This is a genomic window from Ignavibacteriales bacterium (genome assembly GCA_016700155.1).
Classification (GTDB): domain Bacteria; phylum Bacteroidota; class Ignavibacteria; order Ignavibacteriales; family Ignavibacteriaceae.
Genome location: CP065001.1, coordinates 2048937 through 2067765 on the forward strand (window position 1 = coordinate 2048937; position 18829 = coordinate 2067765).

Annotated in this window: 20 protein-coding genes; all 20 read right to left on the reverse strand. The window is 36.2% G+C overall.

Translation table 11 applies throughout. The features are described from left to right. Window positions 1–325 precede the first annotated feature (325 nt). The 20 genes from IPM56_08565 to IPM56_08660 all read right to left on the reverse strand — a co-directional run bounded on the left by IPM56_08565 (window position 326) and on the right by IPM56_08660 (window position 18828). Entirely contained in the window at window positions 326–538 is a 213-nt protein-coding gene (locus tag IPM56_08565; GenBank protein ID QQS37973.1) for a hypothetical protein, read from the reverse strand. Window positions 539–752: 214 nt separating this feature from the next. Continuing rightward, window positions 753–1139 (reverse strand): holo-ACP synthase, encoded by a 387-nt coding sequence (gene acpS / locus IPM56_08570; protein ID QQS37974.1) that lies wholly within the window; start codon window positions 1137–1139, stop codon window positions 753–755. Between the two features lie 146 nt (window positions 1140–1285). Further along, entirely contained in the window at window positions 1286–2983 is a 1698-nt protein-coding gene (gene ggt / locus IPM56_08575) for a gamma-glutamyltransferase (protein ID QQS37975.1), read from the reverse strand. After that, complete coding sequence (locus IPM56_08580) at window positions 2964–3872, reverse strand: MCE family protein (GenBank protein ID QQS37976.1); 909 nt, start codon at window positions 3870–3872, stop codon at window positions 2964–2966. The genes ggt and IPM56_08580 overlap by 20 nt, the downstream gene beginning before the upstream one ends. Then, the gene (locus tag IPM56_08585) at window positions 3850–4230 is read right to left on the reverse strand and encodes a hypothetical protein (GenBank protein ID QQS37977.1); all 381 of its coding nucleotides are present in this window, start codon (window positions 4228–4230) and stop codon (window positions 3850–3852) included. Before IPM56_08585 ends, IPM56_08580 begins: the two co-directional genes overlap by 23 nt. Beyond that, window positions 4231–5514 carry an HlyC/CorC family transporter gene (locus IPM56_08590; protein ID QQS37978.1) on the reverse strand — a complete coding sequence of 428 codons (1284 nt, stop codon included), beginning with the start codon at window positions 5512–5514 and terminating at the stop codon, window positions 4231–4233. Window positions 5515–5544: 30 nt separating this feature from the next. Further along, window positions 5545–5961, reverse strand: coding sequence for a single-stranded DNA-binding protein (ssb, locus tag IPM56_08595; protein QQS37979.1), 417 nt, complete (start codon window positions 5959–5961; stop codon window positions 5545–5547). A 50-nt stretch (window positions 5962–6011) separates the two neighbouring features. Then, a complete protein-coding gene (locus tag IPM56_08600) occupies window positions 6012–6443 on the reverse strand; it encodes an SPOR domain-containing protein (protein ID QQS37980.1) in 432 nt (143 codons plus the stop codon). Between the two features lie 92 nt (window positions 6444–6535). Then, on the reverse strand, window positions 6536–8758 hold the full coding sequence (locus IPM56_08605; GenBank protein ID QQS37981.1) for a TonB-dependent receptor: 2223 nt from the start codon (window positions 8756–8758) through the stop codon (window positions 6536–6538). Between the two features lie 87 nt (window positions 8759–8845). Continuing rightward, complete coding sequence (locus tag IPM56_08610) at window positions 8846–9649, reverse strand: hypothetical protein (GenBank protein QQS37982.1); 804 nt, start codon at window positions 9647–9649, stop codon at window positions 8846–8848. Window positions 9650–9857: 208 nt separating this feature from the next. After that, window positions 9858–10358, reverse strand: coding sequence for an acetyl-CoA carboxylase biotin carboxyl carrier protein subunit (locus IPM56_08615; GenBank protein ID QQS37983.1), 501 nt, complete (start codon window positions 10356–10358; stop codon window positions 9858–9860). Beyond that, window positions 10351–11829: an acetyl-CoA carboxylase biotin carboxylase subunit gene (locus IPM56_08620; protein QQS37984.1), complete on the reverse strand. Its 1479-nt coding sequence runs from the start codon at window positions 11827–11829 to the stop codon at window positions 10351–10353. Before IPM56_08620 ends, IPM56_08615 begins: the two co-directional genes overlap by 8 nt. An 8-nt stretch (window positions 11830–11837) precedes the next feature. Then, a complete protein-coding gene (locus IPM56_08625) occupies window positions 11838–14189 on the reverse strand; it encodes an endonuclease MutS2 (protein ID QQS37985.1) in 2352 nt (783 codons plus the stop codon). After that, the gene (locus tag IPM56_08630) at window positions 14186–14707 is read right to left on the reverse strand and encodes a CvpA family protein (protein ID QQS37986.1); all 522 of its coding nucleotides are present in this window, start codon (window positions 14705–14707) and stop codon (window positions 14186–14188) included. The genes IPM56_08625 and IPM56_08630 overlap by 4 nt, the downstream gene beginning before the upstream one ends. Next, entirely contained in the window at window positions 14704–15156 is a 453-nt protein-coding gene (locus tag IPM56_08635; GenBank protein QQS37987.1) for a GatB/YqeY domain-containing protein, read from the reverse strand. Before IPM56_08635 ends, IPM56_08630 begins: the two co-directional genes overlap by 4 nt. A gap of 72 nt (window positions 15157–15228) precedes the next feature. Continuing rightward, the gene (locus tag IPM56_08640; GenBank protein QQS37988.1) at window positions 15229–15642 is read right to left on the reverse strand and encodes a biopolymer transporter ExbD; all 414 of its coding nucleotides are present in this window, start codon (window positions 15640–15642) and stop codon (window positions 15229–15231) included. Window positions 15643–15661: 19 nt separating this feature from the next. Beyond that, window positions 15662–16189 (reverse strand): biopolymer transporter ExbD, encoded by a 528-nt coding sequence (locus IPM56_08645; GenBank protein ID QQS37989.1) that lies wholly within the window; start codon window positions 16187–16189, stop codon window positions 15662–15664. Window positions 16190–16228: 39 nt separating this feature from the next. Beyond that, complete coding sequence (locus IPM56_08650; GenBank protein ID QQS37990.1) at window positions 16229–16924, reverse strand: MotA/TolQ/ExbB proton channel family protein; 696 nt, start codon at window positions 16922–16924, stop codon at window positions 16229–16231. 168 nt (window positions 16925–17092) lie between these two features. Continuing rightward, entirely contained in the window at window positions 17093–17785 is a 693-nt protein-coding gene (locus IPM56_08655) for an SDR family oxidoreductase (protein QQS37991.1), read from the reverse strand. Further along, window positions 17785–18828: a hypothetical protein gene (locus IPM56_08660; protein ID QQS37992.1), complete on the reverse strand. Its 1044-nt coding sequence runs from the start codon at window positions 18826–18828 to the stop codon at window positions 17785–17787. Before IPM56_08660 ends, IPM56_08655 begins: the two co-directional genes overlap by 1 nt. Between the last annotated feature and the right edge of the window lies 1 nt (window position 18829).

The following is an 18829-nucleotide window of genomic DNA, read 5'->3' on the forward strand; positions in this document are numbered from 1 at the left end:
AATCGCCTAGCAAACCACTGATTCGATTCAATCGATGATGTTTCCTAAAAATGATTGTAAATCAAGATTCCAATAAATAATAGAAAAATTAAGTATGAATAAAATTTTAGGTAAATGGAAAATGTGATCATCTTAGCGTGGTTATTTTGTATGGTTTCAATTTTCCTTGCTCTATACAAAAAAATGAAACCATTAATACCGAAACGTAAATAATTATTTTTATTCCAAAAATCGATATAACTACTTTTTAAAATCCGAATCAACATTGAATAAATGATTGTAGAGAGAATCATCGGCAAAATTATTAAAGCATAAAAAAAATAGTTCACTTTTCTTTTTCTAATTTTTGTTTATTTATTACAGTAAGTACTAATCGAATTATTGTTAATAATGTAACCAAGATGATTGCAGTTATTATGACCCATTCATTTATTTCAAAAATAAGCTGAATAGGGATTAATATAAAAATGCTAATAAATATTGGTAACATACTTTTAAGTATTAAAGTATTTGCATCACTTTTTTCTATTGAACTCATTTATGATAATTCCTTTTTAGCTGCATTCTTTTTCTAATTATTTTCACTCTTTTTTTCTTCTTCCAGTTACACTAATTGATCATACTGTCAGTCAGTGGAATAGTTCTAATTGATTTAGGATTTTTTGTAAATTGAGAAAGGCTGATTTAATACGACCTTCTAGTCATTTTTTCCTAATAAGCTCAATTGTAAGTTGTGTATTGTAAATTATAAATTAATTTTTCCCATTCTCCTTATAAATAATAGCCATGCAAACAACATAATCACGTGAGTGACTCATTGTTATCTTCAGGCTTTTATCTTCAGAAAGAAAAGTCTTTAATTTACCCGTAAGTTCAACGACAGGCATTCCGTTGGGTTCATTTGTTATTTCAATATTCTGCCAGCGGAATTCTTTATTCCATCCTGTTGCCAATGCTTTTGCGACCGCTTCTTTTGCGGCAAACCTCGCTGCAAGATGCTGATACTTATTGCTTTTGCTCAGGCAATAGTCAAGTTCGTGCTTCGTATAAATTTTATTCAGGAAACGTTCACCAAACCTGTCAACAGAATCTTTTATCCTGTCTATCTCAATTATGTCAACACCAATTCCTATTACCATTATATTCCCATTTGATTAAGTCACATTATGTAATGTCAATTCATATGTCATTCTGAACTCGGTTCAGAATCTGTACTTATTAAGATCTTTAGATGCTGAAATAATCCGCCGCGGCGGACAGCATGACAATTTCGCAAGTTGAGTGTTTAATAACCGATTGCTTTTCCATATCCGCGTGAATCACTCCAGCCATATATTGTTCCGGTTGATTGATCGATAAGAATCCCATCAACACGACCGAGTGATCTCTCATCCCCGATTATTTGTCCGCGTTCAATCAAACTGTTTAGAGTTTCGGGAGTGAGACTTAGAATCTCGTAATCAATCTTATCCGGCAGCCATTGATGATGAATTCTTGCTGCATCAATTGCGTCTTTAATATTCATATTGAAGTTCACACAATTTAAAATCACCTGTAACACAACCGTTGGTATTGTTGAACCACCGGGAGAGCCGACTATCAAATATGGTTTTTCGTCTTTCAAAATTATTGTTGGTGTCATTGAGCTTACCATTCGTTTAGCTGGTTGAATTGCATTTGCAACATTACCAACTAAACCAAACTGATTTGGTTCGCCAGGCTTTGAACTGAAGTCATCCATTTCATTGTTAAGTAAAAATCCCGCGCCTTCAACAACTATTTTAGAACCGTAAGATGAATTGATAGTAGTGGTTGTGCTCACAGCGTTTCCATAAACATCGATTACTGAGTAATGTGTTGTTTCATCTGATTCACCCCAATATTCAGGTGTTCCCGGTTTAATTGAATCTGAAGTAATCGCAAACTCACCTATTCGTTCTGCAATTTGTTTTCCGTAAGCATCAGAGATAAGCCATTGTTTTGGAACGGGAAAAAAATCTTCATCAGCCGCATGCAATGACCTGTCTGCGAATGAATATTTCATCGCTTCAACTAATGTGTGGATGTACTTACTGCTTCCCCGTTCTTCTTTAGTGAAATTAAAATTTTCAATTGTGTTTAACATTTGAATTAAACTTATACCACCGCTGCTCGGTGGACCCATACTTACAACTTTCAATCCTTTGTAATACCCAACAACAGGTTCGCGCTCAACAGGTTTGTACTGAAGCAGATCTTCGTGAGTTACATTTCCGCCAAATGAATTTATTTGCTTGATAAAAAGATCAGCTACTTCACCTTTATAAAAACCATCAGCACCATTTTCTTTTATCAACCTTAGAGTTTTTGCCAGGTCAGTCTGCCTGAAATTATCACCCGGGAAAAAATATTCTCCTTTCACTGAAAATATTTTTAAAGAAGATTCATAGCGTCTGAATTCTTCACGCATATATTGAAACGAACATGCAAGAGAGGAATCAAGTAAAAATCCATATTCAGCAAGATCAATTGCGGGTTGAATAACTTCATCGAGAGAAAGAGTTCCATACTTTTTTAGAGCATAAAGAAGTCCTGCAACACTCCCGGGAATTGCAACTGACTTCGGACCTTCACTGCTGTAAGTAACATCATAATTCCCAAGTGAATCTAAAAACATTTTTTCATAAGAGGACAAAGGAGCTTTTTCGCGGTAATCAATCGTGGTTTGTTTACCATCGGCAAAATGAATAACCATAAATCCGCCACCGCCAATATTCCCTGCTGAAGGATATGTTACTGCAAGCGCGAATCCAACAGCCACAGCCGCATCGATTGCGTTGCCTCCTTTTTTTAAAATATTTACACCAACCTGTGATGCAAGTTCGCTTGCAGATGAAACCATTCCGTTTTCAGAAATGGTTTGAGCATTTGATATGGAGAAATTCAGAGAAAGATTAAGAAAAAGATAAAGAGAAAGAAATAGTTTAGAATATATATGCGTCAACTTTAATTCCGTCTTCTTTCAGTTGCTGAACAAGTATTGCAGTAAGTTCTTTTAATTGTGCAATTGATGCGGTAAGATTTTCATAAATCTTTGGATCGGTTAGAAGTTTGTTAAGATTGTTCTCTTTGCTGTTTAGTTCGTTAGATAGTGAATTTAAATTCGTTAAAAGCGTATCAGCCTTAACAAGAAGGTTTTTGATATTTTCAACAGAAATATTTATTGCTTCTTTATTTGTCTTTATAAATTCATTTGCTTCTTTGGTTAACTCAACACTGTTGGCAGTTAATTCCTTAATCCCCTGCCTGTTATCATCAAGAATCTGGTTCAGCTTTACCATAGAACTGTTTAATCCGCTTATGGAAGATTTGATATCAGCATTAAGTTCTTTGTCAGTCAGATATTCATTCATTGATGTTAGTGATATTCTTAATTCTTTTAAGATTGTAGTCAGATTATCCTGCGATTTTCCTAGCATATACATTACTGAAGGAATGTCGGCAGCAAAGTATCCCTCGTGAGTTTTCGAATAGTCTAATTCATTTGAAGATAAACCGGGATGAATATCAATTTTTTTCCCTCCCATCAAATCAAGCATAGCAACAGAAAATTTCGCGTCTTCTTTAAGCGTAATATTTTTGCTCAGATTAATATTAACTAGAACAGCTTCCGACTCGATCGTGAAATCTTCAACAAACCCCTGCCGCACACCGTTGATAGTTACATCATCACCTATTTCGAGCCCATCAACATTGGGGAATTTGACGGTGAGCAAATTATGATCGGAAACAATTGAAATATTTTTTGCCCACCCGAGTATCCACAGGAAAATTATTATCCCGATGATTACTGTAATTCCAACTCTGATTTCAGTTTTGCGTTGATCTTTCATTTTGTAATTCTGCTTTAATTTTTTCTGCAATAAAATTTAATTCGGATGTTTCAACAATGCTGTCCTTAACAATTTCAGAAACATAAGCCATAACAGATTTAAGACTTTCATCAGTAACGAGATCTTCTTTCTTTACCGATGAAAGAATTCCGGTTACCATATTTTTAAGACTGTCTTTTTCCGGAGAATTTTTTACAAAATCTATTTTTTCCGTCCACTCATCTACAAGCGCTCCAGCAAGCAGTTGTTTACCGGGCTTAAGAATAAAATCATCGAACTTATATTTAATAATGTATACAACAGCCGCCGTTAAGATGGTTAAAATTATTATGGATTTTATGAAACATCCTTTTTTCATTTACTCAGAAGAAATTTTTTCAATTAATACTTTGTTGATACGTTTTTTAAAAACTTCCTTCACAGTAAACTTATGATTTTCCATTGTGAAATGGTATCCTTCTTTTGGTATCGTACCTGCCTGGTTAAGTACAAGTCCCCCAAGAGTCTCGAAATCTTCATTATCAGTTTCTATTTCTGTTCCAAGCAGTTCGTTCAATTCATCAACAGAAAGTTTTCCAAGCACAAGAAAAGAATCATTTTCATTTTTTATTACAGGACTTTCTTCCTTATCGTATTCATCTCTTATTTCGCCGATTATTTCCTCGATGATATCCTCAAGAGTTATCAATCCTGCTGTTCCGCCGTATTCATCCACTACAATAGCTATGTGCATTTTCTTTTCCTGGAACTCATGCATCAAAGTGTTTATCATTTTTGTCTTTGGAACAAACAAAACTTTTCTGGCGATTTTCTCAAACGATAGTTCCTTCCGCAGATTCTGATTGTAAACGTAGGGCAGAATATCTTTGGCGTAAAGTATTCCCATGATCTGGTCAAGATCATCTTTATACAAAGGTATACGGCTGTGCCCGGATTTTGTTATTGTGTCAATCAGTTCCTCAAACTTTGTATCGATGGAAACACTTATCATATCGACACGTGGAGTCATAATTTCCTGTACACTTACCGATCTGAAACTTACTATTCCATGAATCAATCCTTTTTCATCCTGCTCAATAGTGCCCTTTTCATGACTGAGTTTGACAAGTTCAGGAATTTCTTCTGCGGAGATTGCAGCCTTTTTTGTACTGAAATTTATTTTTGAAACGGAAAGCCTGATCAATTCAGTGAGTGTTTCTGCTATGGGAAACAGCACGACACTTATCCAGTATAGCGGGACAATAATTGTTTTGGAAAATGCTAAAGGTTTTCGGGATGCAAGCACTTTTGGTATAAGTTCGCCAAACAGGATGATAAGTACGGTGAGTAAAATAATCTGAATACTCAGAAGCAGATCCTGAGACTGATTTGTCATCTCAGCAATCTCTATTGTGATGAGCACTGCAATTATTGAAGCAGCAACATTCACAATCGTATTACCAATCAGAATAGTTACGAGAAGTCTTCTCGGATAATCCAGCAGGTTCGTAAAATAACGTAAGAGTACGGGGTTTCCGCTCAGGTTAAGCTTTAGTTTATTTTTATCAAGTGAAAATAAAGCCACCTCTGAGCCGGAAAAAAAAGCTGAAAATAAAAACAGGACAAACAGAATCAGCAGTTTTACCTGCCAGCCAACATCCAAAGTTTATTTAAATCCTATATTGTTAATAAATCAGAACGGAAGATCGTCGTTATCCTGAACATCCTTTACATTATCAGCCGGTGCAAAATCAGTCTGATCACCGGATGAATCAGAAAGTCCGCCATCAAGCAGAATTATTTTTTCGGCAATGACTTCAACAGCAAATCGTTTGATATTTTCTTTGTCCGTGTAATCACGCTTACTTAGCCTGCCTTCAACATATAACTTTTTCCCCTTCTTCAAATTCTCTTTAAAGTAATCCGACAAACTGAACGAAACAATATTGTGCCAGGTTGTTTCATTCTGCCAGTTTCCTTCCTTGTTTTTGAAACTGTGGGTAGTAGCCATTGAGAAACTTGTAACCGAAACATTTGTGGTTGTGAACCTGGTTTCTGCATCACGACCGAGATTACCGATAAGCATGATCCTGTTCAATGAAAAAGCCATTATACCCTCCTTGAAATTATTAATGTTTGAATCTGATTAAATCAAAAATCTTAGTAGACAGTTACAACCCAGGCATCTTTAAAATCATCGAAGATCTTTATGCTGTTTCTCTTTTTTACTGCTTCATTTTTATCAGCGAATTTTTCCGTAAGCTGTACGACAAACAGATTAACTTCGTGTCTGTAAGTAACAAGGATTTCATCTGAAATGATGTTCTTACTTTTATCGGCAAATAATTCTGCTTTCTGCCTTGTCGTAAACGCGCCAATTTGAACTAAATAATGTGATGCCTTTTTGACAATCGGCTTGGGTGATTCCGGTATTTTGATCTCAACTGTGGAATCAACCGGGACTTCATCGAAAACGTAAACCTCACCGTTGCTTTCATTGTTTGTTTCTTCATCATCGGTCATTTGATCGGAAGAAGAACACCCCGAAATGATAAATACTACTATAAGACCAACTATGTATTTTTTTAGCATAACATTCTCTCCGCGTTGCACAACATAAAAATACATAAGTAAAATAGAAATAGAAAACCCTTTCATACTTTAGAAAGGGTTTACTTTAATTCTTAAATAGTAATATTGAGTGAAGCTAATGCCCTTCTTCTCAACAAAGAACCTCCAAGGATTTCATAATGTTCTTTGTCTAACAGGTTTGTTACGTTCAAATTAAAACTCAGGTGGCTATTAATTATATAAGTCCCGCCAAGATTTATCATGGTGTATTCGACAACCTCACCATCCCGGAAGATACCTGCTGCCCACGGAAATGTTGGAACATATTTAACTTTTACTGAAAGACTATGCCCTTCAGGGTGATAGTATGTAATGCCTCCATTGATTTTATATTTTGGAGAGTTCGGGAGCAGGTAATCATTTTCGTCTTTTTCAATTACATCAAATCCAAAATATGAGTAGTTAGCATCAACTACAAAGTTATCACTGAGATAATAATTTGCGGAAACTTCAAATCCATATTCATCAACTTTACCGGCGTTACCATAACTCCAGACTGAATACCGGATTCCATTTTCAAAAATACTTTCACCGGTCGGACCCAAGTCAGTTATAAAATCTTTCAACTGGTTGAAGTAGACATCAAGAGTCAGGAACAGGTTATCAAAATAAATTCCTTTATAACCAATTTCATAACCTGTTATTTTTTCAGTTATTAAATCAGGTTTACCTGTGTAAACAGTTGAAGTAGTAAACGGCGGTATTGTCGGCGGTGATTTTACATATAAGTATTGTTCTGAATAGTTGGGTGCCTGGAACGCCTGATTGTAAGTTAACCTTAGAGAATGTGATGGATTAAAATTATATACTAATGCAACCTTAGGAGAAAATTCACTGTCGTGAAGCGAACTTCTATCCCACCTAAGTGCTCCTATAGTTTTAAAGTTATTGTTGAATTTATACTCCACTTGTGTAAAGAGACTTGAAGTGTTATCATTTCTAGGCTCTAACATTAGAGTACCTTTAGTATCTATATTGACAAGCCTGTGTGATCCTCCAACAACGACAAAAAGTTTATCGTCAAGTCCGGTGAAATTATATTGTACTTCTGCATTATGTATCCAGGCATCCTGAATCAGGTTAAGCCCGGTTGCAAGTGACTTTTCGGGTTTAATATTATTTCTTCCGTTTGCCCAGTACATTACATTAAATCCATATCCGTTATAGTTAAAACGTAACCACGGACGCGAGGCTTTCTGAACCTGTACGCGACCAATACCTGTAACAATAGTTTCATTCTCTACCTGTGTATATCCACCTTCCCCCGTAATAAACGATTTATCATCTATCTCATAATCTATTCTCATGCTGCCGTAAATAGAACGTATCGGATCTCTGTTTACATCTATCTGTTCGTTGTTAAGCGCGGTTAAACCTGCATACTCAAAATTGTAATTCTTTCTTGAAGTAACGAACGATCTACCCTGGTAGCCTCCCAGCATGGTTCTGTAACTTAATTTGCCGACCGAATTTGAAAATCTAATATCAGACCTATATGAATCAGATTCTCCTGCAGTCAGATTGATCCTTGTTCCTGTTACATCTTTAGGTTTGTTAGAAGATATGTTCATCACACCGTTGAATGCGTTTGCACCATAAAGCGCAGAACCAGGTCCACGAACTAATTCTATTCTTCCTAATTCCTCAACCGGTGTTGATAGACCATTCCATTCTGTAGCACCCAGAAAAGCTGTACCAAGATCCCGCCCATCAAGCAGTACAAGTACTCTTCGGTTTAATGAACTGTTAAAACCTCTTGTGTTAATGTTGAAATCAAACAAGCCGCTTTGTGCCACATCAATTCCCGGTTCCATTTCTAATAGTTTTGCAATTTGTCCATGACTTCCAAACCGCTGAATGTCCCTCGCTTCAATCACTGTGATTGCGTTCGGCGCTTCAGTAATTCTTTCCTGCCGTAAGGATGCGCCATAAACAACTACTTCACCCACATCAATAGAAGTAGAATGAATTTTAAAATTGATAATTGTCTCTTTCCCCTCTTCAATCTCAATCTCTTGCTCAATACGTAAATAACCAACCGCTGAGACAATGATATTATGCTTTCCGGCAGGAATTCCGTTGAGTTTATAATTCCCTGATATGTCCGTTGCGGCACCTAAACCTGTATTCTGAATAATAACATTCACATAGGAAAGCGGCTCATTATTTTTTTCATCAATTATTTTTCCGGAGAGACTACCGGTTTTTTGTGCTAATAGAAGAGTTGCAGGTAATATTACATTGATTAAGAATAATAAAATTCTCAGTCTATTCATTTGTTCCTCATATTTAATAAATATGAATAGCTAATAAGCAATAAACCCCGATCTGTTAAACCGGGGTTTATATTTCTTAAAATTCAATTAGAAATTTTTTGCTGTCAGTGTCTGGACTTTACCATTTGATTCAGCATCACCACGTAATTCTATCTTAACAGGGCCTACATTTTCAGCCATCCATAGCTTTGCTGTAGGGCTTGTTGAAATTGATGTTGTTGAACTTCCAAGGTAAACTCTGCGAGTTGCAACCAGTCTGTAGGTTACGTAATCGGTTCCACCGGCAGTCAGATTTTCTTTAGCTTCAAATTCGCCTTTTATTTCAAGGCGTACCTGGCCAACTACATTACTTGTAAATGTTTCATTAAAGGCGACCCAATCTACGCCAACATCAGCACTTGGTTTTGCTAACAATATCCATCTTAATGAATCAGCTCTGATTCCGGAAGTCGAATCACCGGGAGTTGTATATATTTTCTGGCTACGGAAAAAGTAACCAAGATTGGTAAGGAAATGAAATTCATTTGCAACTGTGTCATGGTGAGCGAGAAATGTTCTTGGAACAGTCTGTCCAAAAACTTTTGTAGTATCCAAAATAACAGTCGGCTGAGTAAATGGTGAAGGTCCCGGGGCAACTTTGCCTGCTATGATCCATTTGGATTCATATCCAACATCACTGCCGGCAATAGGAACATCAGTATCAAGACTAAGTAGTGAACCCGAGTTATATATTAAAACATGTCCGGCTGTCAACGGAAATATATTATCCGGAACGGGATCCGGAGTATTGCCGTTAACGGGATCATCATCCTTTGAACATCCAGTAAATAGAAAAGCATTCAGAACTCCAAAGGCAATCAGATATAGGATTATACTTTTAATACTTTTCATAATTGATTTCTCCGGTTAGTTTTTTCTACCCCGTTTTCAGATAGAGCGTTAATAATCAAATTCAATTTTCCTCCGACTTTTTGTATGAATATTTGAGTTTGTTAACCCCTTTCTTAATACGTGTGCAATGTTAACTAATGACAAATATATTGTCAACAAAATATTTTTGTCTTGGCAAGTAATGTGGTTTGTGAATTTAGGCGAGAATTTATTCTATGACAAAAAGCACTGTTCCTTTTTCAACAGCACTTCCTTCTTTAACATTGATAGATTTTATTTTACCAGGAGCTACTGATCGCAATTCATTTTCCATCTTCATAGCTTCCAGTATCATAATAGAATCGCCGGATGCAACAGTATCGCCGACCTGTTTTTTGATTTTCAAAATCATTCCAGGCATTGGAGCCTTTACTTCAGTTTCATGGTTCAACGAATTTTTTATACTCAATAACTCGAGAGCCTTTTCCTGTAATGATGTTCTGGCTGTTACCTCAAATGTTTTGCTGCCCTGAGTGATTATGGACGAATCATCGCTTATTTTTTTTGAATGAAGTTCAAAGATGTTGTTCTCCAAACGAAGTAAATAGCCGTTACCGTTTATATTTTCTATTTCATATTCAACTTCATTTCCATCAACAGTGATCCGGTTTTCTCCAATGTACTTTACAAGAATTTTTTTATTGTTGATGGTAACAACAAATTCATTCATAATTCTGATCTCTCCATTTATTTGATGAAGGAGAAATTGAAGTCTTGTGATTTTTTTTCATCTTCAGCAGCGAGGCAAGCACGGCAGCAGCAGTTTCTGCTGGATCATTCGATTTGAGCACTCCATTATTCTTCAGAAAGCTGTCTTCGATATAGTTTATGCTTATATCATTTCTTTGATACGCATCATCCTCAAGCAGTGATTTTAAGAATTCAATATTGTTTATCACTCCGGCGATTTGAAATTCACTCAATGCACGATGACAAACCTTAATTGTGTTCTTACGCTCTTTTGTCCAGCAAATTAATTTTGCAATCATAGGATCGAAGTATATAGAAACAGATGAACCGGATTCAAAACCACTATCCACACGCACTCCCGGACCAGCAGGCTGACGATAATGCTCAAGTGTCCCGGTTGACGGCAGAAAATTATTTGACGGGTCTTCTGCGTAAACACGGCATTCAATTGCGTGACCGGAAATTTTTAAATCTTCCTGCATGAATGATAATTTATTTCCATTTGCGATACTGATCTGCTCTTTAACAAGATCAATTCCTGTAATAAATTCGGTCACAGGATGTTCAACCTGGAGACGGGTATTCATCTCAAGGAAATAAAAATTCTTTTGAGAGTCGACAAGAAATTCTATCGTACCTGCATTGTAATAGCGACAAGCCTTTGCTGCGTTGATTGCCGCCTGTGTAAGTTTAGTCCTTGTCTCGCTATCAATAAAAGCTGATGGCGCTTCCTCAATAATTTTCTGATGCCTGCGCTGTATTGAACATTCACGTTCAAACAGGTGAACATAATTACCCTGTTTATCCGCAATGACCTGAACTTCAATATGGCGTGGATTAAGAATAAACTTTTCTATGTAAACTGAATCATCAGCAAATGATTTGAGGGCTTCGCGTTTTGTTGCATCGTATGCTGATATAAATTCATCCTTGCTAAAGACTGTACGCATTCCTTTACCGCCTCCGCCTGCCGCAGCTTTAAGAAGTACTGGATAACCTATCCTCTCACTTTCCTGTAATCCTTCTTCAAGTGAACTGAGTGGAGTTAATGTACCGGGAACGACGGGAACTTTATGATCAGTCATTAATCTTCTTGCGGATGTTTTACTTCCCATCATCAGAACAGAATCGGCTGATGGTCCGATAAATATAATATTTCGATTTTCAGCTTCTCTGATAAAATCAGCATTCTCTGAAAAGAAACCATAACCCGGGTGAATTGCGTCAGCTCCGGATTGTTCAATGGTTGAAAAAATTTTTTCTTTGTTCAGATAGGTTTCAGAAGCAGTTGAACCTTTTAATGGATATGACTCATCCGCCAGTTTTGTATGAAGAGATAATTTATCTTCATTTGAATAGACAGCAACAGAAGTTATCCCAAGTTCTTTGCAAGCTCTGATAATTCGTACAGCAATTTCTCCCCTGTTGGCGATCAGGATTTTTTTTATCAATTGATTTCCTACTTTAGTTCAGCAATGGTAATTCCGTCTCCCCCGAATTCAATAGGAGCAAAATAAAAATTTTTTACTTTATCATGATTCTGCAGAATATCTTTAACAGTTTTTTTCAATGCTCCTGTTCCTTTTCCATGAAGTATTTCAATTCTGTTTATACTTGAACTGTACGCATCATCAACGAATCTTATTACTTCAAATTCTGCTTCTTCCGGACGTTCACCGCGGATATCCAATCTGATCTTTGGTGAATTGATGATTACATGCCCTGAAATTTCAGCTTTCTCCGCTTTCTTATCACGCTTGACAATGTTCAGTTCTTTCAAAGGAACCTGCATTTTTATTTTACCGGCAAGTATGAACGCTTTTTTCTTGCCGGGAATTATTTCAGTTACTTTACCTTCTGTGGCAGTATTTTTTAGGCGGACATAATCGCCGACAGAAATATTTTCACTCTCTTCTAATACATCATTGACTTCGGGAACTTCAATAGATGACGTTTCCTGTTTTAACTGTTTAAGAATCTCTTTTACACTCTTAATATTTTCTTTTTGTGCGTTTGATTCTTTCAACTCCTTAACAACAGATTCAATCTTTTTATTAATTCCTTTAAGCAGATCTTCAGCATCCTGTTTAGATTTTTTTATTATATCTCTTTTCTCTGTATTAAGCTTGTTCAGATTCTGTTCGTACGATTTAGTTATTTCTTTTAACCTGCGATTTTCATTATCAAGATGTTTTATTTTTTCATCAAGCATATTTGACTTGGTTTCTATCTCAACAAGAAAAGATTCAAGTTTATGTTTGTCAGAATCAAGATATTGCTTTGCCGTTTCAAGAGTCTGTTCCTGCATACCTATGCGCCCTGCAATTTCAAACGCATAACTTGATCCGGGTATTCCCTGCTTAAACACATACGTCGGACGAAGGTCTTTATGATTGAATTCCATTGCAGCGTTTTCAAATCCCTTTGTCTCATTGGCAATTAATTTTAAACTACCGTGATGTGTAGACGCAAATACAATCGCGCCTTTATTATACAACTCAATTAATACTGAAGCTGCTATTGCAGAACCTTCCGCGGGATCAGTTCCTGCGCCTACCTCATCTATCAATACAAGTGATTGTTCCCCCGCTTTTTCAAGTATATTTTTTATGTTGAAAAGATGAGAACTGAACGTTGACAAGTCATCTTCAATTGACTGCTGATCACCAATATCCACAAAGATGTGATCAAATAAATGCAGGTTCGAATCCGGGCTTGCAGGAATATGGATACCCGATTGAACCATCAGTGAGAAAAGACCAATGGTTTTTAACACAACTGTTTTGCCGCCTGCATTCGGTCCTGTTATAATAATCACTCTATCTTGATCAATAGTAATATTTAACGGAACGGTATTATCCCGTCCAAGTTTTCTGAGAAGTATAGGATGTCTTGCATCGCTTAAAATAATTTTTTCTTTTTTATTCAGTTGCGGAAATGATCCGATAATTTCCATTGAGTGTTTTGCTCTTGCAAATATTGAATCATATTTCGTTACCACCGAAAGTGAATCTTTAAGTTGCGCTGCATAAGTACCAATCAGTTTAGTAAGCTCTTTTAATAGTCTTTCAATTTCACGACGCTCAGCAAATGAAAGAGATACAAGTTCATTATTCAGTTCCAACGTTTCTTCAGGTTCAATGTAAACAGTTTGTCCGGACGAAGATTCTGAATGAATGAAACCGCGTATATGTCTTTTGTGTTCAACCTTAACCGGGATTACAATTCTGCCGTCACGAAGTGTTAGATAATCTTCACGCACAAAATCTGATTCACGTAATGATTTAATAATCTTATTTACAGCTCGAATCAGATCGTGATTTTTTTCTCTTATCTCTTTCCTGATCTCCTGAAGTTTATGGCTTGCATTCTCAAGGATCTCACCATTCTCTCCGATAATTTTTCTTATGTGATGTTCAAACACTTTGTCAACAAATAAAGTTGATGCCAACGTGAAAAGTTTCGGCGATAACTCAGAATTGTTTTTCAGAAATTGAAAAAGTGTTCGCGAAACAACAGCAAGCCGATAAATTTCCCAGATCTTTTTAATATCCAGAACTGATCCTTCAATCCTGCTTTGCGAGAGCGATTCATCAAGGTTGGAAAGATGTTCTATCGGAGGCTGTTCTATGCGTATAAGAATATTCTTTGCTTCACTTACAAGTTCACCTTCGTTTATAACATGGTTCAAATCGCTTTCAGGAAGTAGGTTCAGAACTTCGTCTTTCCCTTTCTCGGTAAGACAATATTTTGAAATGTAAGAAAGGACTTTTCTGAATTCTAATTTTTCAATTACATCAGGTGAAGTCATTTAGTTGAATCTTTATCGTTAATATAATCTTTGATGAGTTTTTTTGTTTGAGGTGTGTATCCGCCTAGAAAATCAATTGTAACAGGAATAAGTGAATAGACTGATGAATAAAACATAGAATCTTTATTTGTTTTGGGATCAGGAAAATTAAATACATTCAGCAAAAGAAAAACCGCACTCGCAAAAAACAAAACCTGTATCACACCGATAGAGCCGCCAATCAACTGGTTTAACAGGTTGTTGACTTTATCAAACGGATGCACAATTCTTTTAACAACTGAGAAGATGAGAATTGTTGCAAGGAAAATAGCTGCGCCCGCAATGATCTCCGCGAGGTACAATTCAATGTTAAATGCCGATTCAATGATCTTTCCAAGTGAGCCTGAAAAATTCAAAGCAAATACAACGGCAATGGCAAAACCAACAAGTCCTATTAATTTCCGGATGAATCCATCTTTAAATCCGAGTATGAATCCAATAAGACAAGCCAATGCAATCAGAATATCTATGAAGTTCAACTAACACCAAGAAATTTTTCAACTAATGTTTTTACTATCTTACCATCAGCTTTGCCTTTTAACTCTTTCATAACCAGTGGCATTAATTTTGAAAAATCATCCTTAGTTTTTGCACCGATAGGTTCAGCAAGACCATTGATGATCTGAGAAATTTCATTTTCATCCAACTGCTTTGGAAGATAATCCATCAGCACTTTCAATTCACTTTCTTCCTGATCAGCTAACTCAGTTCTTCCTGCATTCCTGAATTGTTCAATTGAATCCTTGCGCTTTTTTGCTGCAGTACTAAGCATTTTAATTTCTTCATCGGGACTCATTTCTTTTGCAGCGCCGCTTTTTTCAAATTCAAGTATCAACGCACGGATTGAACGTATTACTGTCAGCCTGGTTTTATCACCGGACTTCATTGCGGCTTTCAGATCTTCATTTATTTTTTCTTTTAAATTCATTTGTTTCCTCTAAAACTGAAAAAGGCAGATATGTATAAACACACCTGCCTTTTAATTCAATTGTTAATACTATTATAGTTTTATGGTTGAAGAGTAGTTAATCCTCAAACAATAAGCGTCTCTTAACTCCTGCTGAATGTCAGTTACAAGACCCATATCAGCAGCTTTATCAATCCTCAATGAAACGATCACATTCGGAAGTTCCTGTCTCTTCTTATACATAATCGATTCAACTTCTTCAAGCAGAACGATACTGTCATTGATCTGCATACGTTTATCTTTACCAACCCATAGATATGATACGAGTCTTTTGTTCTCAATCTTTTCAATTGCCTGAGCTTCCGGCAATGAATAAGCTACAAGAACATCAACTTCTCTTAGTGTTGTAGTAACCATAAAAAATAGTAAGAGCATGAAAACTATATCAGGCATTGATGCGGTAGGAATTTCCTGCTTAGTACTGGCTCTTCTTTTTTCAAATTTCATTATTGTCCTCGGACCTTAATTATTGAACCTTTTCCGGTTCAGCAAGTGAAATAATAATCGGGATTTTATCTTTAACAATTTCCTGGCTTTCAGGATCAAGATCATTATACTTCCTTCCAAAATTCGCATTTGAATACTCATCACGAACTTCGAAATATGAAAGTTTGATCTGGTCAAGTGCCTGCACATAAATGTTATATACAGTTTTCCGGTCTGTTTTTAACGAAACAATTAATTTTTTATTTGAAGGTAATTCAATTTTGGAAACAATCCTCGATTTAAGATTGTTTTTAATCATGTGTACAGGAATTACTGCACCATCGAGTAGAACATCCCCGTTTTCATTAATTAATATAGCTGCCATTCTTTCCTTTGATACGGGTGTTACTTCTGTCTCCGGGTCAAGTGGCTCGGGAAGTGTAATACCAATACCGGTATCAACATCTATAACCGTTGCAACAAGGAAGAAAAGCAAAAGAAGGAAAGCTATATCTGCCATTGAACTGGTTGGTATAGCTGCTTCAGCAATTTTTTTCTTTTTAATCATTTTAAATACTCGTTTTGAAAAATAAAATTTTTGGTTTAGTTATTTTTTACGAGTCTTTAATTCATACAAAGCGTCAATAAGTTCTATTGAACTTTCTTCCATATCCCCAACCAACTTATCAATCCTGGAAACGAAGTAATTATAGAATACCTGGAGGATCATAGCAACAACGAGACCGAACAATGTAGTTAGAAGAGCAACGGAAATACCTTCAGCAACAATTGCAGGAGAAATCTGTGCAGCTTCTTTAATAGCATCAAAAGCCTCGATCATACCTTGAACTGTTCCTGTAAATCCAAGCATAGGTGCAATAGTAATAAACGTAGAAATCCAGATAAGTCCTTTTTCAAGGAATCCCATTTCAATTCCACCGTAAGCGATGATTGCTTTTTCAGCAGCGTCAAGTCCTTCATCAGCTCTTAAAAGACCTGCATGAAATACAGAAGCAATTGGTCCGCGGGTATTTGAGCAAACATCTTTCGCCGCTTCAACTCCGCCTTCTTCAAGTGCTTTTCGTACTTTTACAATAAACTGTTTTGTGTTAACTCTAGCCCTTGAGAGGGTCCAGAATCTTTCGATACAAAAAGCAAGACCTATGACTAAACTTGCAAGAATTGGATGCATAAAGAAGCCACCTGCTTCATATTTTTCAGCTAGCCAATTCAATGCGCCTGTATCATTAGTTGCTTGTGCGATTATATTAAGAGTCGATGAGAGAACACCTGTAAATTCCATATATACTTGACCTCCAAAATATTAAATAAGTTAAGCTAACAAGTAGGAAAACCCTGCTAACTATTTCAAAAATATGGTGCTACATTAAGCATTATAGAAAACAAAGTCAACAAATTATTTGTTGCGATTTCTTTAAGAAAAACTTAAAAACACAGAATTTATTTGCTTTTAAATTGCAAACCTGTTTGTCAATTTTATAACATTTCCTGTAACAAAATTGAACCGGGTAAACAAATCATGAACGAGTTCTCCGACCTCTTCTGGTTTGATCCAGGAACTATAATCTGCTTCTTTCATCCAGTCTCTGTTGGCTGGAGTATCGATTATGTAAGGAGCCAAAGCATTAACACTCAGATTTATTTCTTTACCTTCAAGTGCAAGAGTTTTAACAAGGTGAATCAGAGCAGCTTTGGAAACTCCATAGACACCTTTACCCACTTCTTCTTTAAGACCTGTTAATGCCGCAGTAAAACAAATTGAACCTGCGAGAGAATCTTTTACAAGTTTTGAAAAATGTTTTGCGATTAAAAAACTGGTTTGAAGATTGATCGTCATCATTTTCTGATAATCAGCGATTTCAGCATCCCAGATTTTCCTTCCGCCAGAAAATCCGCCGATTGTGGAGTAAAGAAATAAAATTTTATCCTTGCCGGGACTGACTTTACTGAGAACATTCATAACATTGTCCTCTTCTGATAAGTCAGAAGTATCAATCAATACAACATTCTCTTTTTCTGTTTTTATTTTTGAAATGTCAAAATCGAAAAGATAAATTTTATCATAATTTTTTGATAAAAGAGATGATGTAATTCCTTTTCCCAGATAACCGCCTGCACCAAAAATTAAAAGCTCTCTTGTCATTACATTTCTCCTTTCAAAATAAACTTTGCCGTTACAGGGAAATGATCACTGTATCCTCCAAGGTATCTTGAACCGCCGTAAGTCGGGAACGGTGTTCCGGCAAATTTTCCAGTGCGTGTAATCATCACTGAAGGTTTGAATACTTCAAATGAGTTGCACAGGTATTGTACTTTATTACTATTAAAAAAGTTTCCCGTAATTATTATCTGGTCAAGCATATTCCAGTTATCCTGGTATTTATAACTTCCTGAACCGGATTTATATGGTATATATGCAAGGTTATATAACTGAGTGTCACTGATAACAACTGAAACGGAATCACCGCAGTTATCCGGTACAGCCCTCAAGTGATCAGTTATTGATTTATTATCAGGCATATCATTAAAATCACCGATAATAATAATCTGTCGTTGTGAATTTAAATTAAGTAGTGAATCAACATTTTTACGCAGCACCTTTGCAGCATTTATTCTGTTTGGTTCCGATTCAGTTTCTCCGCCTCTTCTGGATGGCCAGTGATTTACAAAGACACATATAGTATCACCATATTTACTAAGCAAAGTACAACCAAGAATTAATCTTGTCGGGTATCCGTCATCAAGATGTACTGTATCTCCTTTAACGGATAGTAATGTAAACTTATCGGAATTATAAATTAATCCGTTATCAATACCTCTTTCATCGGGTGCTTCTAATGCTGCTGTTTTATAATTAATATCATTAAGAAATTTAGAAGTTAGTGAATCTATCAGTGCCTGGTGTTCTATTTCGCAAACTCCCAGTATATCAGGACCGTAGCTATCGCCCATCATTCGAATCACTCTTGCAAGATTATATAGTTTTTTTTCTAATCTATCAGCAGTCCACTCTTTGTTTCCCGCAGGGAGGAACTCCTCATCGTTTTTAACAGGATCATCAACAACATCAAATAAGTTTTCGAGGTTCCAGAACCCAACTGTAATTGTGTCCGCCGTAGATTGCTGAGCACAGGAACACATTATTCCCGCAGTTGAGATGAACAGGATCATAAAAATTTTATACACT